A 23,985-nucleotide genomic window follows, 5' to 3' on the forward strand; every position below is an offset into this window, starting at 1 on the left:
GGAAGTGGGGGTATCCAAAACTGAGCAGCAGGATCGTAGTGCTGACCAATAATTACGTTACCCATATTTACCTTATTTCCGGATAACTGAGTGGGCCACCATAGGAAGCTGAGATATTGCCCGCCAGGAACACCAGTGAAATAATTCCAAGTAGCTCCATCAGAGCTGAATGCGACAACACCAAGCGTTGTACCGCCCACGGAAATTGTGCCACCACACACGGCTTGGCCGTTGAAGAGGCCAAGTCCGCCGCGAAACATAAAAGGGACGGTAATCGCAGCCGACCACGACTGACCGTTGTTGTCACTGTAATGGAATACGTTCCCTGTAGGGCCCGAGTATTGCGCTGTAGCCATGATGACTATGCGACCGCTGGGCAGCACTTCGATACCGGACACCACAAGCGCTGAGGGAATAGCGAGTCTTGTCCAGTCCTTGCCGTTGGCGCTTCGAAATATATAGCCAGGCCCATTGCAGGCCCAAAAGTAACCACCTACAAACTTGAAGACATAAGAGGTAGTAAACTGCGTTAAGCTTCCAGCTATGGATGAAATGGAAGTAAACGTGAAGTTAACGCCATCGCTACTAATACTTACGCCATCGCCCGGATGCCAACTAACGAGCAACCCATTCCCTTGCGCAATATAGTTATCATATCCGCCAGTCACACCAAGCGGTTTATAGGCTCCAGTGCCGGACGTAGCGCTAATGTCCGAAAACGCCCACAGCCGGTCGCGCTGGTTCTGCAGCGAAACAAAGAAGGTACCCTTGAAAAACTCTATCTGGCGCGTCAGATAACCGTTGCCTGTTGCACCTGCCCCATTCACCGTGAACTTTGCCCAGGTACCGCCGCCATCAAGAGAGCGAGCGAATACCAAGTCTTCATTCGTAGGCACAGCCATCGTGTTGCCGTTCTTTGCGGTAATCCCTGTCGGGTTGGGCTGATAGGTGCCTAGGTTTCGGGTCCAGTCGATCAGCGTGCCCAAGCGGGCGAAGAGCTTCGGGTAGGCCGCCTGGTTCGCCGTCAGTCCCGCGGCGATTGGCACGTAGCTCGCACCTGGGTTCACCGATGAGTAGAGGTAGTCGCCCGGGCGCAGGCCGACGTCCTGATAGCTCACCGTCTTCTCGTTGGCGTCCACCACGATGGCCTTGCCGGCGTTTCCAGCAAGGCTGCCGAGGCCAGCAGCAGAGCCGGCGGCGGCCGCGAAGACCTGGGCACTGTCGGCAGATGCCTTGGCGGCGTCGGCCGAGGCCTTGGACGCCACGGCCTGGTCGCTGGCCAGCTTCACCTGTGCAGCCGCATCGCTCACGGACTGGCCAGCGGCAGTCTGGCTATCCGCTGCGGCCTTCTTGGCGGCGGCAACGGCCGCGGCCTGCTCTCCCGTCCAGGCGAGAGCGTTGTTCATCTCGCCGACCAGGTTCTGCTGCGCAAGGAGGCTGGCCGCGGCGTTTTTGTTGAACGTGGCCTCATCCTGCTCAGGCTGGGGCGCCGGTGGGAACGGGGTCAGAGTGGGGGTTGCCATCAGTTCAGGCTCCTTACTTCAGCGGTGGCCTCGCAGTACGAGGGGTTCGAGATGTTGATGCGCAGGTTTTCGAAGCGGCCGACGGTGATCGACGCCTCCAGGTCCTCGGTGCCGATGTAGACGCACACGGTGTCGCGGAGCTGGTCCAGCAGCCGGGTGACCCGGGACAGCTCTTCGGTCGGGACGCGCACGTCGTAGTCGACGATCCGGCGGGAGCCGCGGCTGATGATCGTCTCGTTGCCGAACTGGTCGACGGTGGTGGTGCTATAGGACTGGATGCTGATCGAGGTGCCATAGACCGACTCGCCGACCTCGACCAGCCGGCCCATGGTGAGCAGGCCGACACGGGCGGTGGCGCCTGGGTTCTTCACGACGATCCGGAACGTGGCGGTGCCGTAGGCCGGCAAGCCCGTCAGCACCATCGTTTCGGCTCGATCGATGGGCGTGAAGTAGTACTCGTACCAGCTGTTCACGCCCTTCCGGTCCTGGGTGATGGTCTTGTTGAGCAGCTCCTGGTCGCCGACCTTCATGATCACCTGCACCGACGAGGCATCCAGGCCAAACAGCGCAATGGAGTTCACCACCTGCCCAGGCGTCACGGTGACGTCGATGGTCTCGGCGTTCGTCGTGGCGGTGCCGATCATCCAGGTGTTGCCGGCCTTCTTGTCGAACATCTTCCAGCGGTTGCTGGCACCGGTGTCGAACCACTTCGGCGGACTGGAGGTGTCCGCCGAGGGCTTTACCGTCGTGTTGCTTTTTGCGTCGCTGAGCCATTCCCAGACGTGGTTGGCGTCCAGCACCCTTTCGCCCTTGGCGTAGTCGGTGCGGGCTACGCTCCAGGCTGGGACGGTTTCCAGGACGTTCGAGCTGGTGAGAGCGGCGCCTTTGATGGGCGCCGGGTTGATCAGCTTCATGCCGTGACCGCCTTTGTCGTGACCGTGCCTGCGATTACCAGGCCGGCGTCGTTCTGCTGCTGGACTGCCGCCCGGGTGCCGTTGGTGTGCTTGGCGATGTCGCTCAGCGCGCCGCGCATATCGGCGGTCTGCTGGCGCAGGCCCTGGACTTCGGCAATCAGCGCGGACAGGTCGGCGCTGGAAAGCATCCCGGCCGTCTGCCTGGCGTTGAACACCTGGCCGGGCTGGTTGAAGTCGATGACCTCCGGCCCGCGCTCGCCTACCAGCGCCAGACCACCGAGGTAGCTGCCGCCGTTGGCGAACGCTGGAATCTGGCCATTGGCGATCGCCGCCGCCTTGATGGCCGCAGCGACGTCGTGCACGCCGCCATTGGCAACCTGCCCTGTCCAGTACGCCATGTCGGCCTCGGTCGGCATCCGCCCCAGGGTCGAGGCATAGGCCGCCGCAATCTGGCTGGGCGCTGCTGCAGCATTCGCCGCCCCGGCCGCCGCGATGGCGGTGGAGAGGTTGTTGCTGTTCACTGCGCCGCCCGCCAGCTGCTGCTTCCAGTAGGCCGCACCCGCCGCATCCGCCGACCGCCCGAGCGCCGCCCGATAGGCCGCCTCGATAATGCTGTCCGCGTTGGTGGCACCGGTGCCGTCGGGCGAAGCCTTGGTGATGGCCTTCAGGATCTCGGCCAGGGCCTCGTTGACCGTCAGCAGGCGGTTGTCGATGCCGTTGATGCCATCGATCTGCGCCTGCGCCAGGTCCAACTGGCCCTGCAGCTTCGTCGACTCCATGTCGTACTGCTTTTTCGCCAGGGCGATCTGGTCCTGCAGCGCCTTGACGCTGGCCTGGGCCTGATCCAGCTGGCCGCCGGCGGCGCTGTTCAGCTCATCGATGAGCACCAGCGAACGACCCTGGTCCCGGGCAAAGTCCTCCCAGTTGCCGTAACGGCTCGCGTCGTTGTTGGTCACCGTCGACAGGGCGTCGTCGATACCCGCCAGGCCGGCAATGGATCCGCCAGCGCGGGCGATGGCCGCGGCGCTCACCAACGTGGCCTGGGCCTGCTGGTACAGCACCGCTTTCGCGGCATCGCTCTGGCCCTGAAGGGTCTTCAGCGCCGAGGCCAGGCCGTTGGCCATCGAGGTCAGCGAGGACATCACGCCCTGGCTGGTGGTCAGGCTGGCATTGAGGCCTTCGGCCTGGGCGTTGTAGGCGGCGCTCAAGGCGTTCTGCTGGCGCTGGACGGCGCGCTGCAGCGTGCCCATGGCACCGGACAGCATGTCGCTCTGCGCCTGCTTGGCCGCCTTGTTCTGCGCTTCCAGGATGTCGTAGTAGCTGCTGGCCGTTTCCCAGAGGCCGGTCAGACTGGTGAACATCGCCTGGCCCGCAGCCGTGCTCACGTCGATAGCGCTTACGATGTCACGGTAGCCTTGGCGCAGCGGCGGGAGCGAAACGCCCATTGCCTGGAACTGCGCGTTGACCGCCGACAGGGTGTCGGCCTGCTTCTCGGCCTCGGTGAAAAACGCGCCGTAGTAGCCGTTGACGTTCTCGGTCAGCTTGTCCATGCCGCCGGCCAGCGCACCCAGGGCCTCCGCCGCGTAGGCGCCGGCCGGGGTGATCTTGAGCACGCCGACATTCAGCAGATCCAGCATCCCGTTGACGCTGATCAGGTTGCCCAGCAGCAGCTTCAGACCGTCCAGCGTCAGGCCGGCCCGGAACTGGCTGCCCATGGCGGTGTTGATCTGGTCGGTGATGCTGTCGAACGTACCGGTGAACCAGTCGCCGATGAGCTTCTGCAGCTCCTCGGTCGTCTTGCCCTTGGTGCTAATCTGGGTGGCCGCAACGCTCAGGCCGTCCAGCGCGCTCTGGCTGACGTCGATCCCGAACTGCTCGTAGAGCGCCTGGATCTGGTCGATGCCCGCGTCGAAGGTGGCGTCGAGAACAGACTGGGTGCCTTCGTCCAGGGCGCTGAAGACGGTGCGCTTCTTGTTCTTCGAAAAGAGGCCCCCCTTCTTCTTCTGGAACTCGAAGCCGGAAGCGCTCAGGTCCCCGCCTTCAACGCCCAGGCTGATCCCGGCGTCCTTCGTTTGCCACTGGCCGCCGAATAGCTTGGAGCCGAACGCTGCGCCAGCGACCGTACCGATAGCCGCACCGATGGCGGTGCCGATGGGACCGAAATAGCTGCCGATCTGTGCGCCGGCGTAGAAGCCACCGACCGCGCCACCGGCACCGGCAACAGCCCCTTTGAACCCGGACTGCTGCCACCCCTGCAGAGCGCCGGCGATCGCGGCGAAATACGGGCCGTAGGAAGAGATGGTGCTGGCGACATTGCTGGCCGCCTGGCTGGCGTACTGCCCTGCCGCCCAGTTGGCGTATGCCTGCCCCGTGTACCCCGCAGCAGAGGCGCCCGCCGCCGAGCTGGCCGCGGCGCTACCGGCAGCAGCGCCACTGGCAGCGCCGCCAAACATCCCTGACACGTAGTTCGCGCCATTGCTCAGCATGTTGCCGTAGTAGCCCACGCCAGCCTGGGCCGCGCCGGATAGGCCGCCGACCTGGTACCCGCCATAGATCGCCGAGCCCACGCCGGTCAGGCCGTTGTAGACGCTGTAAGCGTTCTGGGCGAGCGAGACGATGTTCAGGCCGCCGCCACCCGAGCCGCCGATAGCGCCCACGCCTTGGGACGCAGACAGCCCCCCTACCCCCAGCGCCGCGCCGATCTGCATGATGATCGGCTTGGTAATGGCCATGTGAGCCAGCTCGGCCAGCAGCTGCTTGAAACCATCCTTCAGGTTGGTGGCGAAGCCGTCGAAGCCCTGGCCAATGTTCTTCCAGGCGTCGGCAAACGCATCGTCGACACGATCCACCGCACCTTCGGTGAACTGGCCCCAGGCCGTGGCCTTCACCCGGTTCTGCTCGTACTCCAGACCCAGGAGCCGCAAGGTCTCGGCGTATTGCGCCGAATGGTCCTTGTCCAGCTCCATCGCCTTGGTGAGGGCGCTGACCTCCTTGGTGTAGTCCCGGAGCAGCTTGGCCTGCGGCTGCAGGCGATCCATGATCCCCTCGACGGAGGACAGCTGCTGGCTGACCTTCAGCGCCTGGTTGCGCTGGTCCATGGCCGCCACGTAGGCGGCGGTCTCCTTGGTCAGCGCTTCTGCGTTGCGGCCCGCCAGTATCTCGGTCTTGCCCCGCTCCAGGTTGTACGCCTCGAGCGCAGTCGTTCCTTGGAGCGTGGCCACGCCCTGGGCGAGCAGCGCGGCGGTCTCCAGCTGCAGGTCCTGGGTCGCCTTGTTGATGTCCCGGCGCGCCTCAGCGTCCATTTGCGCCTTGACCGCAGCGGTCACCTGCTCGCGTGCAGCGGCACCGGTCTTGAGCAGTTCCTCCTCGACCCTCTGCTGCAGCGTCAGATCGTAGAGGCTGTCCTTTCCGGCCGCGTAGGCATCCGCCAGGCCTTTGGCCTTGGTCGTTGCGATGCCAGCCTGGCTGAGGAAGTCCGCCAGGGCCTTGGCCTGGTTCTTCACCAGGGTCTCGGCTTCCTTCGTGGCGCTGTTGCTGTCCTTGGTGGCCTGGGTAGCCGCCTGATTGGCTGCCTTCTGCTTATCGATCGCGGCAGCCTGATCCAAGATCGCCTTCTTGTCGGCGTCGTTGAGCTCCGTGTGCTCGCTGATGTAGCGGTTCGCGGCCTTCACCGCGTTGCCGTTGTCCTCTAGGCCGGCGAGTGTCTTGTCCAGGGTGGCCAGATAGGTCTTGCCCGCCTCGCTCATTTCGCCGGCGGCGAGCGTGGTGGCGGCCGCGTTCTGGCCGACGGACTTGCGGAGGTTGCCCAAGGTGGAATCGAGTTGCCGTGCCGACAGGCTCAGCGAGCTGATCTTCCCAGCCTGCTCGTCCCACTGCCCGACAGTGTCGGCCGGCAGACGGAAGCGCGACTTCAGGTCGCCCAGCACGTCTGAGAGCGGCTTGCCGGAAGCGCTCGCGGCCTGCATGGCAGTCACGAATTCGTTGGCCACCCGCGCGCCGTAGCGGCTCGACAGGGTCTCCTTCATCGACGACGCCAGGTCATCGAAGGCGGAGGTCGCCTGCTGGGCAACTGCGCGCTGCTCCTTGGCAAGGCTAGCGAGCTCGCCTTCCTGCTGGTCGCGGGTGAGCGTCCGGAATTTCTCGCTCAGCGATTTGACGCGGCCTTCCAGCACGCCCAGGTCGGTCTCAGCCTTGTGGGCATTCGCGCCCATGGTGAGGAACGCAGCGCCCACGCCCACCGCCAGGGAAGCGATACCCAGCGGCCCGCCGAGCAGCCCCACGAGACCGCCAGCTGCACGCGCCAGCAGGTTCTTGGCAGCCGCCGCCTCGGTCTGCGCCGCAGTGTTGGCGACAGTCGCGGCGGTATCCCGGGCACGCGCAGCCGCTTCAGCGGTGGTTGCCACAGCTAGAGCGTCAGAAGCTTTAGCTGAAGCTCGCTTCGCGGTCACAAGATCCTTTTCAACCACCGTCAGGACAGTTGAAAAGCGAGCAGCATCAGCGGTACCAGCAGCCAGCTGGGCCTGATAGGCCAGCTGCTCGCGGGTAGCAAAAAGTCCTGCCACCCGAGCAGAGGTCTCTGCCTCCAGCGCTTTTGCAGAGACGAGGGTCGCCGACGCATCACGCAGGCGAGCAGCAGCCGCCTGAGCAGTGACAGCGGTCTCCTCGGCCTTGGCGATGGCCGCCGCCTTGCTGGCAATGACGCTATCCAGCATCGCCTTGGTGGCCTGGTAGCCGGAGGCGACTGCCTCCAGACCGAACTTCGTGAACGCAGCGGCCAGCTTGCCGCCAAGCGCCGCGACCAGGATGTCGACGTTCTCGGCCAGGAAGCCGATGGTCTGCCCGATCTTCTCGGCCGCGCCGTTATCGCGCATGTTGGCCAGTTTGTCGGTGACCGCCTCGATGCCCGGCAGCAGGCCCACGGCAATCTGCCGCGAGACGCCAGTGAACGTCGCCTGCAGGTCGGTGAAGGACTGCTTGGCTTTCACCAGGCGATCGATGTCGAAGGCGTTGATGATCAGGCCGGTAGTCTGCGCCCGGTCGCCGAACTCTTTGAATCCAGCACCGGCGTTCTTGAGCAGCGGCGCCAGGGCGGAGGCCTCGTCGGCCATCTGCTCCATGTAGGTGGTGATCTGCTGCTGGCTGATCCCGGCCTTTTCCAGCGAGGAGTAGTAGAGCTGCAGCGCCTGCGGGCCGGACAGCCCTTTGAAGGCATCGGCGGTCAGCCCGATCTTGGGCGCAATTTCCTTGAAGAAGTCGGACATCTCGCCCGAGCCACGGGCCAGGAATTCGCCCACGCGATCGGTGGTGTCCTTGAAGATGTCGGCCAGCTTCTCCTGCTCGACGCCAACGGACTTCGCGCCATAGGCATAGCGCTGGAACTCCTCCACCGAGGCGTTCGACAGCGAGGCGAGGTTCTTCACCTCCTTGGCATAGTCGATGGTGGAGTTGGTCAGGGCCACCAGGCCGGCGATGGATCCCGCGGCGGCCAGGTTGCCGGCGCCGATGGCGGAGAACGCGCCAGACACCGCCTGCTGCAGGGTGCCGGCGTTGCGGCCGACCCGGTCGAACGCCTGGTCTACCTTGCTCAGGTTGCGGTCGATGTTGGTGCTGGTCTTCGCCACGGCGGCATCGCCGCGGTTGATCTCCTGGATCATCTGCTGGGCGGTGGCCTCCAGCTGCACCAGCATCTTGATAACGTCGCCGTCGGCCATCTGGCTTTTCTCCAGGCACAAAAAAACCCGCCGCAGCGGGTTCTTAGAATTCGATGATCTAGGTGTAGGGCGGCGCTAATCCAGCGGCCGCCCTAATCAGGCGCCTGGTCTCGACGCGGCAACGCCACGAAGAGCAGCCTTGAGGTCCCGAGGGTCGACCGGCTTGACCTGTTCCGACCCTTCGGCGGGGGTTCCCCCGAATGGGCTGGTGGCCCGGGTGAATTCGATCTTCCCTTCGTAGGCCAGCAGGATCTCCGGGACCAGAGCAGACCAGGCATCGCGCGGTGCCCAGCCCAGGACACCGGTGGCGATCTTGAAGAGGTCCGCCCAGTAGCTGCCGTTTCCGGGGCGCGTTACGCGTTTCCCGCTTCGGCTTCCTCTTCGATCTGCTCTTCGGTCTTCTGGGCCGGGTTGAGCATCGCCAAGAGGTAGGGATTGACCGCAGTCATGACGCTGCTCACGCCGGCGCAGGTGATCGCCCACTCCAGCGCCTCGACGTCCTTGGGCTTGGTGGACAGGCCGGCGCCGAAGGTGACGATGGCGCCCAGCGCTTGGGGCGAGAGGCTAGTGATGGCCCGTACCGCGTTCAGCAGCCCATTGAAATGGGTGTCGATAGCCTTGACGGCCTTCAGGTTGAATTTCAGCTCGTACTTCTCGTCGCCGATGGTGACGAAGGTGTTGCCGTGATCGATGTTGGTGGTGGACATGGGTCAGTCTCCGAAGGAATGCAGGAAAAAGAGAGCCCCAGCGTCCCGGGGCCCTGGAGAAAGCAGCGGATCAGGACGTCGGCATGACCTCGAAGATTTCGCTGTTGATGCCGATGCTGAAGTTGCGGCGCAGGACATCGCTGTTCTGGACGTTGGTCTTCTTGATCGACATGACCTTGCCGACGAAGTAGTCGGTCTCGCCGTCCGGATAGATCACCTTGAACGGGTAGTTGAAGCGGCTGTTCGACTTGAAGGCCGCGACCATCGCGATCTGGCCGGCGTCGGAGTTGTCCAGGGCGACGGGCAGCGCCATGGTGCCGGCGTCGGCAGCGCCCTTGTGGTGGCTCACGCGGGCCGCCTTCAGTGCGGTGAAGGAGACGTCCGAACGCTCGTCCCCGTGGTCGCCGAGGTTCTCGACTTCGCCGATCTCGACGTAGGTGATGCCCTTCAGCAGCGTGATAGCCGCGTCAGTGGTGCTGGGAAGGTTGGCGGTCAGTACGGGGCCCACGAAAAACGCGGTTCCGGCGCCGGTCATTTGGGACATGGCAATGCCTCCATAGGCATGGAAAAAGCCGCAACGCGGCGGGGGTGGTGGTGGTGCTAGCTCTGGGTGATGACCTTGACGGTCACGCTGCCCTGGTAGGTGACGCCGTCGGCGTCGGGGGTGCTGTCGGTGTTGGAGACCTCCAGGCCGACAACGCGGCCGACCTCCAGCGCCAGGCGGACGCCGTGCAGCGCCCGGTCCACCTCACCGTTGATTCGCTTCACCTCGGCCTGGCCGGGGTAGTCGCTCCACACGGTCAGATACAGGATCCGCTGGTGACGGCGGCGCCGGTTGTTGAGCGGCGTGCGATCGCTGCCCAGCTCCCGGCCGATGGTGACGTAGGGGTAACGCGTGCCCTCCGGCACCGAGTCAAACACCGGGACGCTGATCCTGCTGGACAGGCGCTCATAGATCGCCTTCTGCAGGGCACTGGAAACGTCAGTTACCTGGTCCACTGCGGGCTCCTTGTCCGGCGCGCTCCAGGGTCTGCCGGACGGCGCCCCGGATGATGGTGATGATCTCGTCTCGGTTCATGTCGTAGGACGGGCGCAGCCAGGGGTGGGCCGCGCGCGCCGGAATGTCCGGGTACAGACCGAAAAAGTGGCTGCCGTCGGTCTTCATGGTGGAGCGGCGGTTGCGCCCGCCGGCACGCTTCCGACCGCTGTAACCCTTGGTGCCGCGCTCGAGGAACTTCACGTAGAAAAACTCGCGATTGTCCTTCTTCCCGCGGAGACCAATTTGGGCATCCAGGCCATTCGCCGAGACATAAGCCTCCAACGCATTGGCAGCGTCACCGGTGTCCTTCGGCATCAACTCGTACTGAGTCTCCCGTACAAGGTCAGCAGCTTCCTGCATGCCCTTGCGCAGCTCGTTTGGAAGGTGCTGGTGGATGCCTCGTAGGGTCTTACGAAGCTGGAAGTCACCCTTCAGCGAGCTGCGCCGGGCCATGGTCAGGCCTTAGCGTCAGCCGCGTCGGCTGCCTTGTCGGCCTTGCTGGTGGTCTTGGGCTCGGCGACCTCTTCCACCCAGCCGGTGGTCTTGATTTCTTCGAACTGTGCGGCGGTGATGATGAATTCGTCGCCGACCTCCTTATCGCCGAAGGGGCCGGAGAGGTTGGCAAGTGCGCGAACTTTCATGGGGTTTTCCTCATGGGGTCAGGGAGGGTCGAACACAGCACGCGGAGCATGCTGACGGCGTTGTCGGGCAGGACTGCCTCGACGACGTAGGTGGTGTCGGTGGACTTGTGATAGATGCGGTGGCCTGGCTGCACGTCCTTGCGCGGGCGCATGGTGAGCTCGACGGTGACCGTGGCCTGCAGCTGCTGGGCGACCGGTGAGGTGCGGCCGGATGGGCTATCGATGCCCACCCAGGTCTTGCCGTACTCGGCCCAGGTCTTGCGACCGCCGCCCATGCCGTCGCTCTGCTGGGTCTCGCTCTGCAGCGACACCTGGTGGCGTAGCGGACCGGCGCGCATCAGACGCCCAGCCCAGTGCGGTACGGGCCCAGCAGCCAGCGAGAGCCCATCGGCAGCTCGGCAGTGATCGTGCCCGTCACCACGTCCTCACGGTTGGCGTAGAGGTGACCCAAGGAGAGGAGACACGCGGCCTGGATGGCGTCGTTGATGACGATCCCCTGGGCCACCATCTCGACCGCGGCGCGCGCGTCAGCGAACGCCTGGCGCGCTCGATCCCTTGCACTCTGGCGGTCATCCACCTGCCCGAGGGGATCGATGGCAGCCAAGGCTGACTCATAGCGATCCCGTGTGTAGAGGATCGCTGCCGGCACAGTGGCCAGGGCGGCGTCCAGTGCAGCCTGATCGGCATAGAAGCGGCGCTGCATGTACTGGCTCGCCTGCTCCTCGGCCGCGCCCAATTGGGCCTCGACCAGGACGCGGTCTTCGTCCTCGGCGCGCAGGTGCTGCATCGCCACATCGATGTCGATCACCGGCATGGCTTACTCCTGGGGCGGGTTGTCGTTCGGCTGGTCAGCGGGAGGCTGGTCAGCAGGCGGTTGATCCGCAGGGAGCTGATCGCCGGCGGCGGACGGGGCGTCGTCGGCCGGCGGGGTGTCAGCAGCCGGCGAGAGCGTGGCCAGGCGCTTGGCCAGTTCGGCTTCCGCCTCCTCCCGCTTGCCGATGAAGTCATCGACTCGGGCGCCCTGAGCATCGACGATGATCCAGCGCTGCCCCTTCTTCTCCAGCCGCAGAGCGGCAGAAGCGTCAGGCCCGGGTGGGACGCTCAACGGGGTGGTGAGAGTCGAAGCAGAGTTGCCAGGTGCAGAGGTGCTGGCGGCCGGCTTCTTCTCGCCGCCGACTTCACCGACGATCTCGCACAGCTTCAGCTGCTCCAGCTCCTTGGCCAGCCAGACCGGTGCCGCGTAAGGCTCGTTGTCGACGTCACGGATGGTGCCGCGGTCCTCATAGGCACGCAGCGGCTTGATCAGTAGATCGGACATGTCTCACCTCGAAGGGCCGGCAGCGCCGGCCCGTGCAGGGGGTTAGGCCGCGGTTGCGAGCTTGCCGGTTACGAAGGCTTCGGTACGGTAGATGGCGAACGCCAGGCGCTCTTCAGCGCGCAGGGTCACCATGTTCTTCTCGAAGTCGTCGGCGTTCTCGGTGGAGATCAGCACCTCGACCTCCAGACGGTCCAGGATCTGCGCGCCCAGCTTGAAGGCGCCGACCAGGAAGTCGTTCTGCTTCATCGCCTGGGTGCCGACCACCGGACGGTTCCACAGGCGGGCTGCGGTGCCGTCCTGTGGCTGGCCGATGATGTAACGGCCAACATCGTCCTTGATCAGCTCGATCAGAGCCCAGTCGATGGGATTCAGTACGATGCCGTCCGAGGGGAACTCGGCCAGTTCGGCCTGCAGCAGAGCCAGGCGCAGGCGATCAATGCGCTGCTCACCGGTCACAGTCACGCCAGCCGGAGCCGCGTACTGGGAAGCTACGGGGACCAGGCCTTGCAGGTTGGCGCCGGCACCGCTGCCGTACAGCAGCTGGGACTCTTCAGCCAGAAGCAGGCCGTAGCGGGCCCGGGCGTCGATGTAGCTCTGCAGCGCCTTGGCATCGTCCAGGATCTGGCGCGAGGCCTTGAACAGGTGGGCGATGGTGCGAACCGGCGCAGTGATCAGCTGGGTGGTGATGTCGGAGTACGGCTTGGCGCCGCCTTCGGCAACGGGCGCGCCGTTGTTGGTGAAGCCAGTTTCCCGGACGTACTCGTAGGAGCCCGCCTCGGTCTGGCCAGGGGCAACCAGGTCGCGGATGGTGGCGCGACGCAGACCCGGCAGCGCGACGATGTCGCTGCGCTCGGGCTGAGCCAGGCCCCCAGCCGAGGTGGTGGTGATCGCGGCGCGGGGCACGGACACACGGCGAGCGCCGCGGAACGAGGAGTTGACGCCTTCCATCTGCTCGCTGGCAACGAACAGCTCACCGGCGGATTTGGGCGCCTCGTGGCGCTGGGTGGCGCTATTGGCGGCGACCAGCTTTTGCTCGACCTCGAGCTGACGGGCCTGCAGCTCGCCTTGTTTCATCAGCAGGTCGTCGACCTTGGCCGAGGTTTCCTTGCTCAGGCCCTCATGGCGTTCGATGGTCTTCTGCGCCTGCTCGGCGTGCGCCTTCAGTTGGTCGCCGATGTCCTTGAGGTTGGCCTGGGTCTGCTTGTACTGCTCTTCGATGCCTTCTTCACCGATCTTGCCCATCTGGGCGTTCCAGCCGCGATAGGTGGACTTGCCCGGTTTGACCAGGGCGGTGGCGAGGCCGACCGCCAGGACCGAGCCGAAGATGGCCTCGGGGGTGGCGCCGAAGGTCATGGGGATCAGGGCAGCGATGGACAACACAGCCATCAGGAATGCCGGGGACAGACGAAGTTTTCTCATGGTGTGAAGCCTCATACGGGAGTTTGGAAAGAGAGTTTCGGGAGGGGTGCCAGGTCGAGCGCGACAGCGCGGGGCTTATCGGTCGGGGCAGCGTCTTGCGTACCCCCGCCAGCAGCGCGCGGCGTGCTGGACTTGAAACTGGCGAAGAGCTCGCGCCGTTCGCTGCGGGTCATGCCCGCCTTGGCCAGGGCCACGTCCATGGCCTTGAGCGCGTTGCTCTGCTGGGTCTGTTCGTCCTGGCGCTCGGTGATCTCGTCCGAGGACAGCAGGCCGGTGGCGAAGCCCAATTCCAGGGCGCGCCGGCCGCGGATGAAGGTTTCGTCGTCCATCATCTCGGCGACGTCGGCCACCGGCTGGCCGCTGCCCTCGGCGTAGAGGTCGGCCATGGCGGCGTCGAACTCTTCCATGGTCCCGGCGATGTCACGCAGGCCATGGCGGTTGCCGACGGCGAGCGTCCAGCAGTTGTGGATCATCAGGAATGCGCTGCTGGCGACCTCCCGCTTGACGCCGGCCATGTAGATGACCGACGCCGCGGAAGCGGCCAGACCCAGTACCTTGGTGCTGACCTGCTGGCTGTGCTCGCGCAGGCGGTTGTAGATGGCCAGGCCCTCGAACATGTCGCCGCCCGGCGAGTTGATGTAGACGTTCACCGGCTTGTCGCCGATGGCGCGCAGCGCGGCATCGATGCGGGAGACGGTCACGCCGTCGCCGTACCAGTCCTCGCCGATCACACCGTAGATGGTGATGGTGTCGCTGGTGGATTCCACGGCCGCCTTGATGGCCGGGTTCCATTTATCGAGCGCGCGCGGGCTCAGCTCGCAGCGGAAGCTGCCAGCCTTGGATTTGAATTGCATGAGTTACCCCTTGGAGTTTGCCGGGTCGTCCAGCCAGTTCTGCAGAGCAGCCCTTGCGGCTTGCCCATCGTTGCCCTGACCGAGCAGGTCGATCGGAGACAGGTTGGTTTGCACGGTGAGCACACCGGCGTTGCCGCCCATCCTGGGCAGGTTCTCCTTCATGCGGCACTCGTCGCGGGTCCAGATGCCGTTCTGCACCATCTGCGAATAGAGCGTGGCCCGCGCGGCGCTGTCGGCGCGCAGCAGGCCCTCAATGGCGAATTCGGGATAGAGCTGCCGGCGCTGGATCGGGGTCAGGAGGCTGCGGACGATGGACTCCTCGATGCGGCGCAGGTAGCTGCGCAACGTGAAGGTGATGAACCGCAGCAGCTTCTGCTCCAGGCCGGTGCCCCAGTTGGAGGCCTTGTCGCTGTAGCCCACCAGGGTGGGGTCCACGAGGAAGAACCGGCAGATGTCCTCGGCGCTGTACTCGCGGGACTCCAGCAGCTGAGCGTCCACCGGGTTGATGCCGATGACCTGGGCCTTGACGCCCTTCTCCAGCACCGGAGACTTGCCCGCGTTCATGGCGCCGCTGATGCGCTGCACGTAGTCGCGGAAGTCGTCGCGCTGCTGCTTGTTCAGCTCCCGATCCACTTCGAAGGCGACCGTCTGGTGCATGCCGTTCTTGAAGGTGGAGCTGGCCACGTCCTCGGCGGACATCGCCGACCCGAAGACGTTGGCGCCGTAGGCGATGGGCGAAAGGCCGATCTGCCCATCCAGTGAGAACGCTGGAATGTGCATCATGTTGCTGGTGGGAATGTCCCGCAGCTGCCCGTTCTTCTCCCGGTACCGGTAGATGATCAGCCCGTTGTCGTCGACATCCAGGTCCATGCGGCCTGGCAGCAGGAACTCCAGCGCCACGACGCGGCCGCTGATGCGGACGATCTCGACGAAGGCGTTGCCCTTCAGCAGCATAGATGTCACCACCGCCTCCCAAAACTGCACCGCAGTCATGCGGCTGTTCGGGGTGGTGTTGAGGATCCAGTGCAGATCGTTGTCGCTGGCCACCTCGCGGCCGCCATCCGGCAGGCGCCGGTAGAGACCAAGCGGCAGCGTGGCGATCGTTTCGGCGACCAGCCGGACGCAGGCCCAGCAGGCGGCAAGACGCATGGCCTTGTCGACCGTCACGGTCTTGCCGTTGGAGGACGTCGTGCCGACCGTCTGCGCCCAGATGTTGGCCGCACTGCCGGACAGCGACCGACCCACCCAATCAATGATCGACGTCTGCGGCGCGGACACCGCGCTGCTGAGTACCGACAGAAGGGACTTAGCCACTGGTCAGCCCTCTTCGGATGAATGCCGCAGCGGCGAAGCACGAGGCAGCGCCAGCGAGCAGCGCCCAGCCCAGGCCGAGCAGGAGGTAAACGCCGGCCACGGCCAGGCCGAAGCCCAGCGCTGCGATCAGCAGGTAGAGGATCGATGCGGTGCTCATTCGAATATGGGGTCCCGGATTGAATCCATGAATCGGTCCATGCCGCCGTCGCCGAGCGTGACCTTCGCCATCGCCCGCCCCACCGCCATGATCAGCGCCACGGCGCCGTCGATCTTGTTGTCGTCGCCCTGCTTGATCGGTCGCACGATGTCGTCGTTGCCAGGCAGGTTCTTGCCGACCACGTTGCCGATGCACCAGGTCATGATCGGGTTGCCGTCGTGGTGGAAGCGGCCCGACTCGATGGCGGCTTCAAGCTCCTTCATCGGGTCGGACATGTTGGTGAAGTTCTGCACGATGGTGACGGGCGTCAGGCCCTCGTCATCGAGCTGGTGGCTCAGGTTGGTCGCGCCGTGCGGGTCGATCGGGCTTTCCAGCACCGGTGCCGCCTGGTTCGCCTCCTTGGCCTCCTCGAGGATTTCGCGATAGTCGATCTCGGCACCCGGGGTGACCTGCAGGTCGCCGGAGTTGAGCCACTTCTGGAAGCGCTCAGCCATCCGCCTGTTGTCGCTGTCGTAGGCCGTGTCTTCGGGCACCCAGAACGAGGGCGCCACGCTGTAGTAGTGGATCCTGCCGTCGATCACGCGCCAGAACAGCCGGGCCATGGAGTTCATGTCCAGCTTGCGCGCCAGGTCGAAGCCCAGGATGCACTCCTGCCCCTCGAACTGCTCCAGGGTCAGCGTCTTGTCCTCGCAGGCCTTCCAGTTCTCGACGTTGAAGAAGCCGGCCTTCGCGCTCACCCACAGGTTGAGGTGCTTGGTCTTGAAGGTGTTGGTGAAGCGCGCCGACCGGATCGCTCGGGCCAACTGGCTCTCCAGATACTCCTGGAACACCGAGACCCCCATACAGGGGTTGGCCTTGGCCAGATTCTTCGGGTCAGTCCAGTCGTCGCCCTCGTCGAGGGTCCAGATGTAGCCGAACAGCTCGGGATCCGGTACCGCACCGGACAGCATCTCGATGACCTGGCGGCGCTTGTCGTAGCACGGGCCCTCGATGTTGGCGCCGGCCGTGGTGATGATGAACATCAGCGGCTGCCGACGGGCGCCCATGCCGGTCAGCATGGTGTCGTACTGGGCCGAGCTGTCGTGCTCGTGGAATTCGTCGATGATCGCGCAGCTGGGCGACGCACCGTCGCCCGGGTTGCCGATCAGGGGTTCGAAGCGGCTGCCCTCGGCCGGCACGTTCATGTTCGAGGCGTTCACCTCGATACCCGCGGCCTCGATCAGCATCGGCGAGCGCTTCACCATCAGCCGGGCCGGGCGGAACACTTCCCAGGCCTGCTTCTCGGTGGTTGCGCCGCTGTAGACCTCGCCGCCGAACTCGCCGTCAGCGACGAACATGCTGATGCCCACGCCGGCGGCGACGACGCTCTTGCCGTTCTTGCGCGGCACCTCCCAGTAGCTCTCGCGGAAGCGGCGGAAGCCGGTCTTCTTCTTGACCCACCCGAAGGTGACGGCCATGCCGAAGGCCTGCCAGGGCTCCAGGGTGATCAGCTGACGCTTGAACGCCCATTCGCCCTTGGTGTGGGGCAGCAACTGGATCAGCTTCAGCTTCTTCTCGGCCTTGGCCGGGTCGAACTTGTAGGGGTAGCCCTTGCCGCGGCTATCCGACACGTCGTCGAAGTGCCGCTGGATCGCCTGGTGGATGTAGCGGCAGGCAGGAACCTTGCCCTTCAAGACGGACCGAGCCCACGCCAGCGCCTTGTCGACGTTGGGTGTCTTGGTCTTGGCCATTAGGAATTGAGGATCGCTGCGAATTCGTTGGTGGATTGCTGTTTGTTGCCGCCGATGATCCGGCTGCGGCTGGCTGGGTCCAGGCCCAGCATGGAGCCGAAGGTCACCATCTGCCGCATCGCCTCATTGGCTGCGGTCAGCGCGGGGTTCTTCATCGGGCCGCCCATGGCGCCGGTTACCACGATGCCATGTTCCCGAACCGCGTCCTGGGCCATGCGCCAGTTGTCATAGGCCGTGCAGAAGGCCTCGACGTTGTGCAGGTCGGTGAGCGCCAGGACCTTCGCCCGGAGCAGCTCCGGCACCACCATTTTCCAGACCTTGGCGGCGTTTTCGCCCAGCCATTCCGGCGGGTCGATGTTGGTCACGAGCGCGAAGTCAGGCTCGTTCTTGTTCAGCGCGCGCTTGCCAGGATTGCCGGCCAGTGCCTTCTGGGCCGTGGGTTTGGGACGACGACCCGACCGTCCCGCGACCCCGGCCATCGGCGCCTCCTCAGAACTTTATATTTCGCGGGTGGAAAAAAACGGTGGAGCGGACGGTGTCCTACGCAAAGGCTGTAGGGTTTCGACCCGCCCCACCCTGCACTCATTTGGTGCATAGGGTGGGCTTGTAACGTGCTACACCGACGGACGGTAGGCTGCGGCTGCCTCGCGCTGCGTCTTGGCCCGGTGGCATTCGTGGTTGATGGCCGACAGGTTCGACGGCGTGTCCGTGCCGCCCTGCGCCAACGGGACGACGTGGTCGACCTCGTGCGCGGGCCTGACGCGAGCCAGGCGCTTGCACTCCTCGCACTGGCAGAGGTAGTTGTCGCGCTTCAGCACCTGGTCGCGCAGGCGGCGCCAGGGTCGTCCACCGCGGCCCGATCCCTTGCGGGTTGCCCAGGGCTTGGCCTGGTCGGCGTGGTCGTCGCAGTAGCCGCCTGGATTGCGGGTCAGTGCCTGGCAGCCGCGTGCGCGGCACGGCTTATTGGGTCGCAGCGCCATCAGCTCTTCGCTGCCAGTTCCATAATGGCAAGCATGGCGCCGACCATTTGGTCTTCGCCCTTGGCCATCAGCTCCTTGACCTGCTGGGCTGTCTCGTGGACGACTTGCTGCCGCTCCGGGGGTAGCTCGGTGATCATGCCCTTGAGGGCGTAGTACTCGGCTTTGCCGCTGCTCATGGCTTGGTCTCGCTCATCGTCATGGTCATGCCGCGCTGCACCCAGGCGCCAACGCGATCAGGGTCAGGTTGCCGACCGGTCAGCCTGGCAGTCAGCAGCACGCCGTACAGGTAGGGCTTCACCCACCAGGCCATGCGGATGGTTACGGTCAGGGTTGATCGGGCCATCACACGAACCTCATCTGTTCGATGCGCTCCAGCCGGGCAGACAGCCCAGCCAGCTCCGCAGCTTTCCGGTCGTACTCAGCCTGCAGCAGAGCAATGGACTCAGCCGATGCCGCCAGCACCGCAGTCAGTTGTTGCCGGCGCTGGCGCATCTCTGCGACCTGCCGGCGAAACTCTGGCGTTGGGCCGTCCGGCGGACCGAGGACGGTGAATTCCCGGGAGGGACGGACCCAGGCGGCTGCGACAGAGCCAAGCATCTGGCGAAGATCGATCACGGAAAACCTCCAGCAGCAGGACAGCGCCTGTGTTAAGACCTGGGCGCCTTCCACTCGGCCATGCGCTCACCGGCGCGGGCCTTGATCAGGTCGCGGGTTGCGGCATGGCCAGCGTCGTCCAGGTTCATCTTCTCGCCACCCATGGCGCCATCGCCGCCGGCGATCCACAGGGTGACCGGGACGCCGTTGGCCTTGGCCTCATCCAGCGCCCGGGCCAGCGCCGCACGACCAGAGTCAGTGGGCGGGATGCCGGTCTCACCGACGAAGGCGCGCAGGCCCTTGGCGGCGAAGTAGCTGTAGGCCGGGCGGAAGACCTGGGCCACCTGCTCCACCGGGAAGGCATTGAGGTTGCCACTGGAGTATCTGCCGCTCGAACCGCCGTCGAGATCGCCGTAACCGTGGACCTCGGGGATCCAGTTGTTCGCTGGGTCCTTGATGCCAGCAGCGAACGAGCCGCTGACGGCTGCCCAGTTGCGCGCGGAGGCCCACTGGTTGCCACAGATGAACACCGGCTTGCTCGTCACCCGGCGGATGATCAGCAGCATGATGTTCACGTCGGCGACCACCTTGGCCTCCATCGCGGTGACCGTGAGGCTGTCCAGGGCGCCGCCCGAGGCGTAAGGCTCATTGCCCAGGCCATAGCCCAGGATCATCGCCTCATCGAAGGTCGTGACCATCGAGGCGATGTGGTCGCCCAGGTCCGCAGCGCCCCAGCCGTTGGCGTCGTCGATCAGCACCTGTTCCTGGCGCCTCCAGCGACCGCCCTGCCCGGCTGCCTCGCCGGCCGGCAGCAGCGCGCCGGTCTGTTTGCGGACGCCTTCGACCATCGCGGTCTGATTGCGGTACATGCGCCAGTAGTGGTGCGGGTCGAAGATGACCAGCGCCTCGCCGTTCGAGTCCTCGCGGATCCAGCCCAGCACGGTCTTCATCTTGGCGACGAAGGTCGGGTCGAGCTGGCCGCCCTTCACCGGCAGGCCGGTCGAGTCGATCAGCGTGGCGCGCTGGAGGCCATAGGGGAACCGGATCAGGCGGATGCCCAAGTCGCGCACGTAGAGACGGACGTCTGCACGGCTCGGCCATTTGAAGTGTGTCCCGGCCTCGCCCGGCAGCACCTGGTTCGCATTGGGATGCGCCGCCAGGTTGATGCCGAGGAACGGGATGTTTCGCAGCGCAGCAGCGCCAGGCACCGGTGCCGGCACAGGGTCGGGGGTCGAGGCAGGCGGGTTGTCCGCCGGCTTCTCAGGTTCAGGCGTCGGCACCGGTGCGGGCACCGTCTCCGCCTTCGGGTAGCGCGCTCGTACCGATGCAGGCTTGCCGACGATCTTGGTCGGATCATCGATCGCCTGGTCGATGGTGAGGATCATCAGCGCCTGGGTGTCCGCCAGCCGCTGGAACCTGGCCACGTCCAGCACGTTCACTGCTTGGCCGGTCGCCAACTGGACCACCACCTGCTTGGCCACGATCAGCTCGTGGAACGGCACGGTGAGCTGGGTCTTGTTCAGGTAGCCGATGATGGTGGTCGTCAGCGGGAGGCTGGTGGACGGCGTCTCGGGCGCCGGGTTCGCCGGTTGAGCGGCAGCGCCCGCGGCCTCGGCCAAGGCTTTCCCTGCGGTCTGAACATCAGCAATTGCTTGCGCAAGCTTGGCGCTGGCGGCGGTTACAGCGTCGGTCATGGTGCTCTCCGGTGTGGTTGGCACCGGAATGCACTGCTCGGGCCGATGAGGTGAAATCAGAAGACTTTGGCGCCAGCCATAGCCAGGCCGGCGAGGACGCCCCACAAGACTGCGAAAGCGATGATCGCCAGCGGCATCCAGTCGGTGCCGGTTGGGCCCTGTATGCGCGGTGGCGGCGGTAGCGGTGGCGGCGGCTTCTGCCGGCGCTCACTCACGGGTAGCCCTCCAGCGGCTCGCGGTGGCCGCCCCACTGCTCTGGCAGCGTGCAGGCCGAGACCTCAATGGCGTAGAGCTTGGCCGGCACCTGCATGGAGCCGACTTCGAAGCCTGGCGCCGCGACATAGATCGTCTGCAGCGTGTTGCGGCACTCCCAGGTTCGGGTGACGTAGCCGGAGCCGGTGCCTACCAGGAAGACCACCAGCAACGCCGGGAGCCAACGCAAAGCGAATCGTGCCTGTTTCATCCGTGCGCCCTCCGCACTCGGCGCTGAATCTGCCGGCGATCCCGGCCATCCACCAGAGCGCCGATCCGGCGGAAGAAATAGGCGCCGCAGAAGATCGTGTGACCGACCACCAGCGCGCTCGCCATGCTGTTGTTGATCAGCTTCCAGGGCTCCATCAGCCACAGGGCCATGTGCGCCAGCACGTACAGGGTCGAGGCCGTGACGATGAACATCACCTCGGTCCGGTCGTCTTGCCGGAACCGGTTGCCGTTGGCGGCGAACCAGACGCACCGGGCGATAACCAGGCCGTAGGCCAGGACGGCGGCAATGGAGATCAGCAGCATCAGTTGGCTCCAGGCGGGTTGAACCGCTCTATCGCGCCCTTCACCTTTACTTCAAGCATTCCCAGCACGGGGTAGGCGCAGAACCCGAGCACCATCAGGTAGCCCGAGCGGTATTCGTTGGTCATGGGGATGAAGTAGCCCGACACCTTGCCGACGAAGAACGCCGTCAGGAACTTGATGGCGAAGCTCTTCGCGGAGAACCGCATTTCGGTGGTCGGCGGCCAGAAGTAGCTGATCACGCCGCCGAAGCCGCCGAGGAATCCAGGCATGCACCAGAGCAGGATGGATTCGAGCATCTGGTCCACTGGCACACCTCAAATAAATACTACATTCGTGTTGTACATACTACACACGGGTAGTATACTGACCCCATCAACACAACGAGATGAGGTGATGAAAGGAAGCGAGTTCAGACGGTGGTTGAAAGCCCAAGGGGTGAAGATCGAGAAGGGCAAAGGCGGTAGCCACTTCAAAGTCACCGCTCCAAACGGCAACACGACGACCTTTCCGGATCACGGCGCTAAAGAGATGAAAGAGCCGACCCGGAAAGCAATCATCAAACAACTGGGGCTCTGAGAGCCCCCTTCGCCGTTTCAGCAGCGCACTGCATCGCCAGTACCAGGCCACAGGAGGTCACCATGTACAGCTACGCTATTCGATTCGAAACCGACGATACCCCCGGCCTGGCCGTGTTCTGCCGCGACCTGCCGGAGTTCAACAGCTACGGCGACGACGAGGCCCATGCCCTGCGCGAGGCTGTGGACGGCATCGAGACCACCCTGTCGATCTACGTCGACCAGCGCCGCGCCATCCCCCAGGCCAGCCCGGCGGAGCCTGGCGAGCTTGTCGTGCACCTGCCGGTAGCGACCGTGGCGAAGATCGAGCTGTGGAACGCCATGGTCGAGCGCGGTATGCGCAAGGCCGATCTGCGGCGCCTGCTGGGCGTTGCCCAGAACACCAGCGACCGGCTCGTCGACTTCCTCCACGCCTCGAAGATCGAAGCGCTGGAGCAGGCCCTGGCCGCCCTTGGGCGTCGCCTGGTCGTCAGCTCGGTGGCAGCGTGACCATTCCGCACGAGGTGGTCGGTTACATGATAGTTGGAGGCATGACCCCGGTAGGCGCCTGGCGTAGGCACCTAGGGCTATCTTTGGCCGAGGTGGCCGCCCGCATCGACATCAGCCAGCACGACTATGCCCAGCAGGAGCAGGATAGAAACCTGCTTCGGCCTGCCCGCGACAAGATCGCGGCAGCGCTGGGCATTGCACCGGAGCTGCTGGATGTTTGAGGAGATACGCCATTTGCCCCGCTTACGCTTGACCGAAGCGTACCGATCGCGCGCAGGCTGCCCTCTTAATCGAGAAGGAACAGAGCCATGCGCAACGAAGTACAGCGGCTTAGTCTGCTCTCCTATGTCCAGGCATTTTTCCCATCCAATTTCGAGGTGACTCTGAGGCGAAGCTTCAAGGACCCAGATGATCGGGTCCTCACAGTTCGTGACGTCATTACCGGAAACGCAGCGGCCTACGAAGGCTCGGCGCTATCGATCCTGGACATCTGCTCGATGGGAAGCATCGCCGAGAACCTTTGCGGTCGGCTGAGCGATCAGGCGGCAGGTCGAAAGAAAGTGATGAAATAGGAACTGATGCCGGCGCTTCCCCGGCGGGCAGATGTTGTCGTCCCGGTCATTCGCGACTTCATGGACGCATGGGCGCTGCCACCATGCTTGGCATCTCAGGCTGGAATTGAACCAGCTCGCACCAGGGTGATAAGTCCAGGCGCTGGCGGTACGTGACACCTGGCTATCAACCAGGCCGCCGCTCGCCGCCACAGGTCATATGGCCACTCTACCGATGAGCTTCTGAGATATTTGGCTGGCACGGGAGGGCTCGAACCTCCGACCGGGCGGTTAACAGCCGCCTGCTCTGCCGACTGAGCTACATGCCAAAAACGAAAAAGCCCAGCGCGGTGGCTGGGCTTGTGTGCCGCTGCATCTTCATCATTCGCAGGATCGGCAAGATAGGGAAATGTTCGGCCAAACGGCCAATCCTGTCAAGCAACTTCTCTTTCGAACAATTCCTGACCTTCCAGCAGATGAATTGCAGCAGCAATCGCCAAGTCTAGGGCCTCGTTTAGCATCTCGTGGATGTAGCCCCGCCAGCGCCGCATGGTGCGCTCGGAGGTGCCTCGGTTGTTGTCCCAGCGGGCCATGTCGTAGATGTCCTCGCGCAGCACAATGGTGGAGCGCTTGCCCTCCACGCCGGCGCGCTGCGGCATCGCCCAGGCCAGGACGGCGTAGGACTTGAAGTGTCCGTGCGCCGGGCTGGCGATGATCTGCGACAGCCGCTTGATGGCAGGCGCCCGCTCGGCCGCCTCGATGGTGTAGCGAGCGATCAGCGCGTCCCAGTGCCGCTCCTTCAGGTTCTTGCGCAAGAATGCCCGATATTCGCAGTCCAGCTCGAACCGCTCCTGCCGCGACAGGCCGCCGAAGCCCCCTCGCCCGTCTTGATCCGCGTCTACCCAGGCTGCCGATGCTGTCTTGCCCTCGCTGCCGGCGAGCAGGATGCGAACCAGGGTGGATACCTTGCTACTGCTGAAACTCTGCAT

At 64.7% G+C, this 23,985-nt stretch carries 30 protein-coding genes and 1 tRNA gene; 4 read left to right on the top strand and 27 right to left on the bottom strand.

What is annotated here, in order from left to right; all coding sequences use genetic code 11:
- The 25 genes from PVZ72_RS11225 to PVZ72_RS11345 form a co-directional block, all read right to left on the bottom strand.
- Window positions 1-1,523: sialidase family protein (locus tag PVZ72_RS11225; protein WP_273861918.1), on the bottom strand; the 1,523-nt coding region annotated here is incomplete at its 3' end.
- On the bottom strand, window positions 1,523-2,437 hold the full coding sequence (locus PVZ72_RS11230) for a hypothetical protein (protein WP_273861919.1): 915 nt from the start codon (window positions 2,435-2,437) through the stop codon (window positions 1,523-1,525). The genes PVZ72_RS11225 and PVZ72_RS11230, both read right to left, overlap by 1 nt.
- Window positions 2,434-8,148 carry a DUF4214 domain-containing protein gene (locus PVZ72_RS11235; RefSeq protein ID WP_273861920.1) on the bottom strand — a complete coding sequence of 1,905 codons (5,715 nt, stop codon included), beginning with the start codon at window positions 8,146-8,148 and terminating at the stop codon, window positions 2,434-2,436. The genes PVZ72_RS11230 and PVZ72_RS11235 overlap by 4 nt, the downstream gene beginning before the upstream one ends.
- A 353-nt stretch (window positions 8,149-8,501) precedes the next feature.
- Entirely contained in the window at window positions 8,502-8,855 is a 354-nt protein-coding gene (locus PVZ72_RS11240) for a hypothetical protein (RefSeq protein ID WP_273861921.1), read from the bottom strand.
- Window positions 8,856-8,925: 70 nt separating this feature from the next.
- Entirely contained in the window at window positions 8,926-9,399 is a 474-nt protein-coding gene (locus tag PVZ72_RS11245) for a phage tail tube protein (protein WP_273861922.1), read from the bottom strand.
- 56 nt (window positions 9,400-9,455) lie between these two features.
- Complete coding sequence (locus PVZ72_RS11250) at window positions 9,456-9,854, bottom strand: DUF3168 domain-containing protein (protein ID WP_273861923.1); 399 nt, start codon at window positions 9,852-9,854, stop codon at window positions 9,456-9,458.
- Entirely contained in the window at window positions 9,838-10,347 is a 510-nt protein-coding gene (locus PVZ72_RS11255; protein ID WP_273861924.1) for an HK97-gp10 family putative phage morphogenesis protein, read from the bottom strand. Before PVZ72_RS11255 ends, PVZ72_RS11250 begins: the two co-directional genes overlap by 17 nt.
- A 2-nt stretch (window positions 10,348-10,349) precedes the next feature.
- Window positions 10,350-10,535, bottom strand: a complete 186-nt coding sequence (locus tag PVZ72_RS11260; RefSeq protein WP_273861925.1) for a hypothetical protein — start codon at window positions 10,533-10,535, stop codon at window positions 10,350-10,352.
- On the bottom strand, window positions 10,532-10,873 hold the full coding sequence (locus tag PVZ72_RS11265) for a phage head closure protein (RefSeq protein WP_273861926.1): 342 nt from the start codon (window positions 10,871-10,873) through the stop codon (window positions 10,532-10,534). The genes PVZ72_RS11260 and PVZ72_RS11265 overlap by 4 nt, the downstream gene beginning before the upstream one ends.
- Window positions 10,873-11,349: a head-tail connector protein gene (locus PVZ72_RS11270; protein ID WP_273861927.1), complete on the bottom strand. Its 477-nt coding sequence runs from the start codon at window positions 11,347-11,349 to the stop codon at window positions 10,873-10,875. The genes PVZ72_RS11265 and PVZ72_RS11270 overlap by 1 nt, the downstream gene beginning before the upstream one ends.
- Window positions 11,350-11,352: 3 nt before the next feature.
- On the bottom strand, window positions 11,353-11,853 hold the full coding sequence (locus tag PVZ72_RS11275) for a hypothetical protein (protein ID WP_273861928.1): 501 nt from the start codon (window positions 11,851-11,853) through the stop codon (window positions 11,353-11,355).
- Window positions 11,854-11,895: 42 nt separating this feature from the next.
- Window positions 11,896-13,272: a phage major capsid protein gene (locus tag PVZ72_RS11280; protein ID WP_273861929.1), complete on the bottom strand. Its 1,377-nt coding sequence runs from the start codon at window positions 13,270-13,272 to the stop codon at window positions 11,896-11,898.
- 11 nt (window positions 13,273-13,283) lie between these two features.
- On the bottom strand, window positions 13,284-14,126 hold the full coding sequence (locus tag PVZ72_RS11285; RefSeq protein ID WP_273861930.1) for a head maturation protease, ClpP-related: 843 nt from the start codon (window positions 14,124-14,126) through the stop codon (window positions 13,284-13,286).
- Between the two features lie 3 nt (window positions 14,127-14,129).
- Entirely contained in the window at window positions 14,130-15,440 is a 1,311-nt protein-coding gene (locus PVZ72_RS11290; RefSeq protein ID WP_273861931.1) for a phage portal protein, read from the bottom strand.
- Complete coding sequence (locus PVZ72_RS11295; protein WP_273861932.1) at window positions 15,433-15,597, bottom strand: hypothetical protein; 165 nt, start codon at window positions 15,595-15,597, stop codon at window positions 15,433-15,435. Before PVZ72_RS11295 ends, PVZ72_RS11290 begins: the two co-directional genes overlap by 8 nt.
- Entirely contained in the window at window positions 15,594-17,327 is a 1,734-nt protein-coding gene (locus PVZ72_RS11300; RefSeq protein ID WP_273861933.1) for a terminase large subunit, read from the bottom strand. The genes PVZ72_RS11295 and PVZ72_RS11300 overlap by 4 nt, the downstream gene beginning before the upstream one ends.
- On the bottom strand, window positions 17,327-17,806 hold the full coding sequence (locus PVZ72_RS11305) for a phage terminase small subunit P27 family (protein WP_273861934.1): 480 nt from the start codon (window positions 17,804-17,806) through the stop codon (window positions 17,327-17,329). Before PVZ72_RS11305 ends, PVZ72_RS11300 begins: the two co-directional genes overlap by 1 nt.
- Window positions 17,807-17,941: 135 nt before the next feature.
- Window positions 17,942-18,307 carry an HNH endonuclease gene (locus PVZ72_RS11310; RefSeq protein ID WP_273861935.1) on the bottom strand — a complete coding sequence of 122 codons (366 nt, stop codon included), beginning with the start codon at window positions 18,305-18,307 and terminating at the stop codon, window positions 17,942-17,944.
- Window positions 18,307-18,483, bottom strand: coding sequence for a hypothetical protein (locus PVZ72_RS11315; RefSeq protein WP_273861936.1), 177 nt, complete (start codon window positions 18,481-18,483; stop codon window positions 18,307-18,309). The genes PVZ72_RS11310 and PVZ72_RS11315 overlap by 1 nt, the downstream gene beginning before the upstream one ends.
- Window positions 18,480-18,650, bottom strand: coding sequence for a hypothetical protein (locus PVZ72_RS11320; RefSeq protein WP_273861937.1), 171 nt, complete (start codon window positions 18,648-18,650; stop codon window positions 18,480-18,482). Before PVZ72_RS11320 ends, PVZ72_RS11315 begins: the two co-directional genes overlap by 4 nt.
- Window positions 18,650-18,922: a hypothetical protein gene (locus tag PVZ72_RS11325; RefSeq protein ID WP_273861938.1), complete on the bottom strand. Its 273-nt coding sequence runs from the start codon at window positions 18,920-18,922 to the stop codon at window positions 18,650-18,652. The genes PVZ72_RS11320 and PVZ72_RS11325 overlap by 1 nt, the downstream gene beginning before the upstream one ends.
- 32 nt (window positions 18,923-18,954) lie before the next feature.
- Window positions 18,955-20,595: a cellulase family glycosylhydrolase gene (locus PVZ72_RS11330; protein WP_273861939.1), complete on the bottom strand. Its 1,641-nt coding sequence runs from the start codon at window positions 20,593-20,595 to the stop codon at window positions 18,955-18,957.
- A 211-nt stretch (window positions 20,596-20,806) separates the two neighbouring features.
- Window positions 20,807-21,037 carry a hypothetical protein gene (locus PVZ72_RS11335; protein WP_273861940.1) on the bottom strand — a complete coding sequence of 77 codons (231 nt, stop codon included), beginning with the start codon at window positions 21,035-21,037 and terminating at the stop codon, window positions 20,807-20,809.
- Between the two features lie 17 nt (window positions 21,038-21,054).
- Window positions 21,055-21,381: a hypothetical protein gene (locus tag PVZ72_RS11340; RefSeq protein ID WP_058790151.1), complete on the bottom strand. Its 327-nt coding sequence runs from the start codon at window positions 21,379-21,381 to the stop codon at window positions 21,055-21,057.
- Window positions 21,381-21,677, bottom strand: a complete 297-nt coding sequence (locus tag PVZ72_RS11345) for a hypothetical protein (protein ID WP_143008497.1) — start codon at window positions 21,675-21,677, stop codon at window positions 21,381-21,383. The genes PVZ72_RS11340 and PVZ72_RS11345 overlap by 1 nt, the downstream gene beginning before the upstream one ends.
- A gap of 97 nt (window positions 21,678-21,774) precedes the next feature.
- Here PVZ72_RS11345 and PVZ72_RS11350 point away from each other — a divergent pair, with 97 nt between their 5' ends.
- From PVZ72_RS11350 to PVZ72_RS11365, 4 genes are all read left to right on the top strand, one after another.
- Window positions 21,775-21,957 (top strand): type II toxin-antitoxin system HicA family toxin, encoded by a 183-nt coding sequence (locus PVZ72_RS11350; RefSeq protein ID WP_058790149.1) that lies wholly within the window; start codon window positions 21,775-21,777, stop codon window positions 21,955-21,957.
- 62 nt (window positions 21,958-22,019) lie between these two features.
- Window positions 22,020-22,445, top strand: a complete 426-nt coding sequence (locus PVZ72_RS11355) for a type II toxin-antitoxin system HicB family antitoxin (protein WP_273861941.1) — start codon at window positions 22,020-22,022, stop codon at window positions 22,443-22,445.
- On the top strand, window positions 22,442-22,666 hold the full coding sequence (locus PVZ72_RS11360; protein ID WP_273861942.1) for a helix-turn-helix domain-containing protein: 225 nt from the start codon (window positions 22,442-22,444) through the stop codon (window positions 22,664-22,666). Before PVZ72_RS11355 ends, PVZ72_RS11360 begins: the two co-directional genes overlap by 4 nt.
- Window positions 22,667-22,753: 87 nt before the next feature.
- Complete coding sequence (locus PVZ72_RS11365) at window positions 22,754-23,017, top strand: hypothetical protein (protein WP_273861943.1); 264 nt, start codon at window positions 22,754-22,756, stop codon at window positions 23,015-23,017.
- Window positions 23,018-23,249: 232 nt separating this feature from the next.
- On the opposite strand, the gene PVZ72_RS11370 is transcribed toward PVZ72_RS11365, so the two are convergent.
- Together PVZ72_RS11370 and PVZ72_RS11375 are read right to left on the bottom strand one after the other, a co-directional pair.
- Window positions 23,250-23,325, bottom strand: a tRNA-Asn gene (locus PVZ72_RS11370).
- Between the two features lie 105 nt (window positions 23,326-23,430).
- On the bottom strand, window positions 23,431-23,985 hold the full coding sequence (locus tag PVZ72_RS11375; protein WP_273861944.1) for a hypothetical protein: 555 nt from the start codon (window positions 23,983-23,985) through the stop codon (window positions 23,431-23,433).

This window comes from Pseudomonas sp. LA5 (assembly GCF_028640825.1).
Taxonomy (GTDB): Bacteria; Pseudomonadota; Gammaproteobacteria; order Pseudomonadales; family Pseudomonadaceae; genus Chryseomonas; species Chryseomonas aestiva.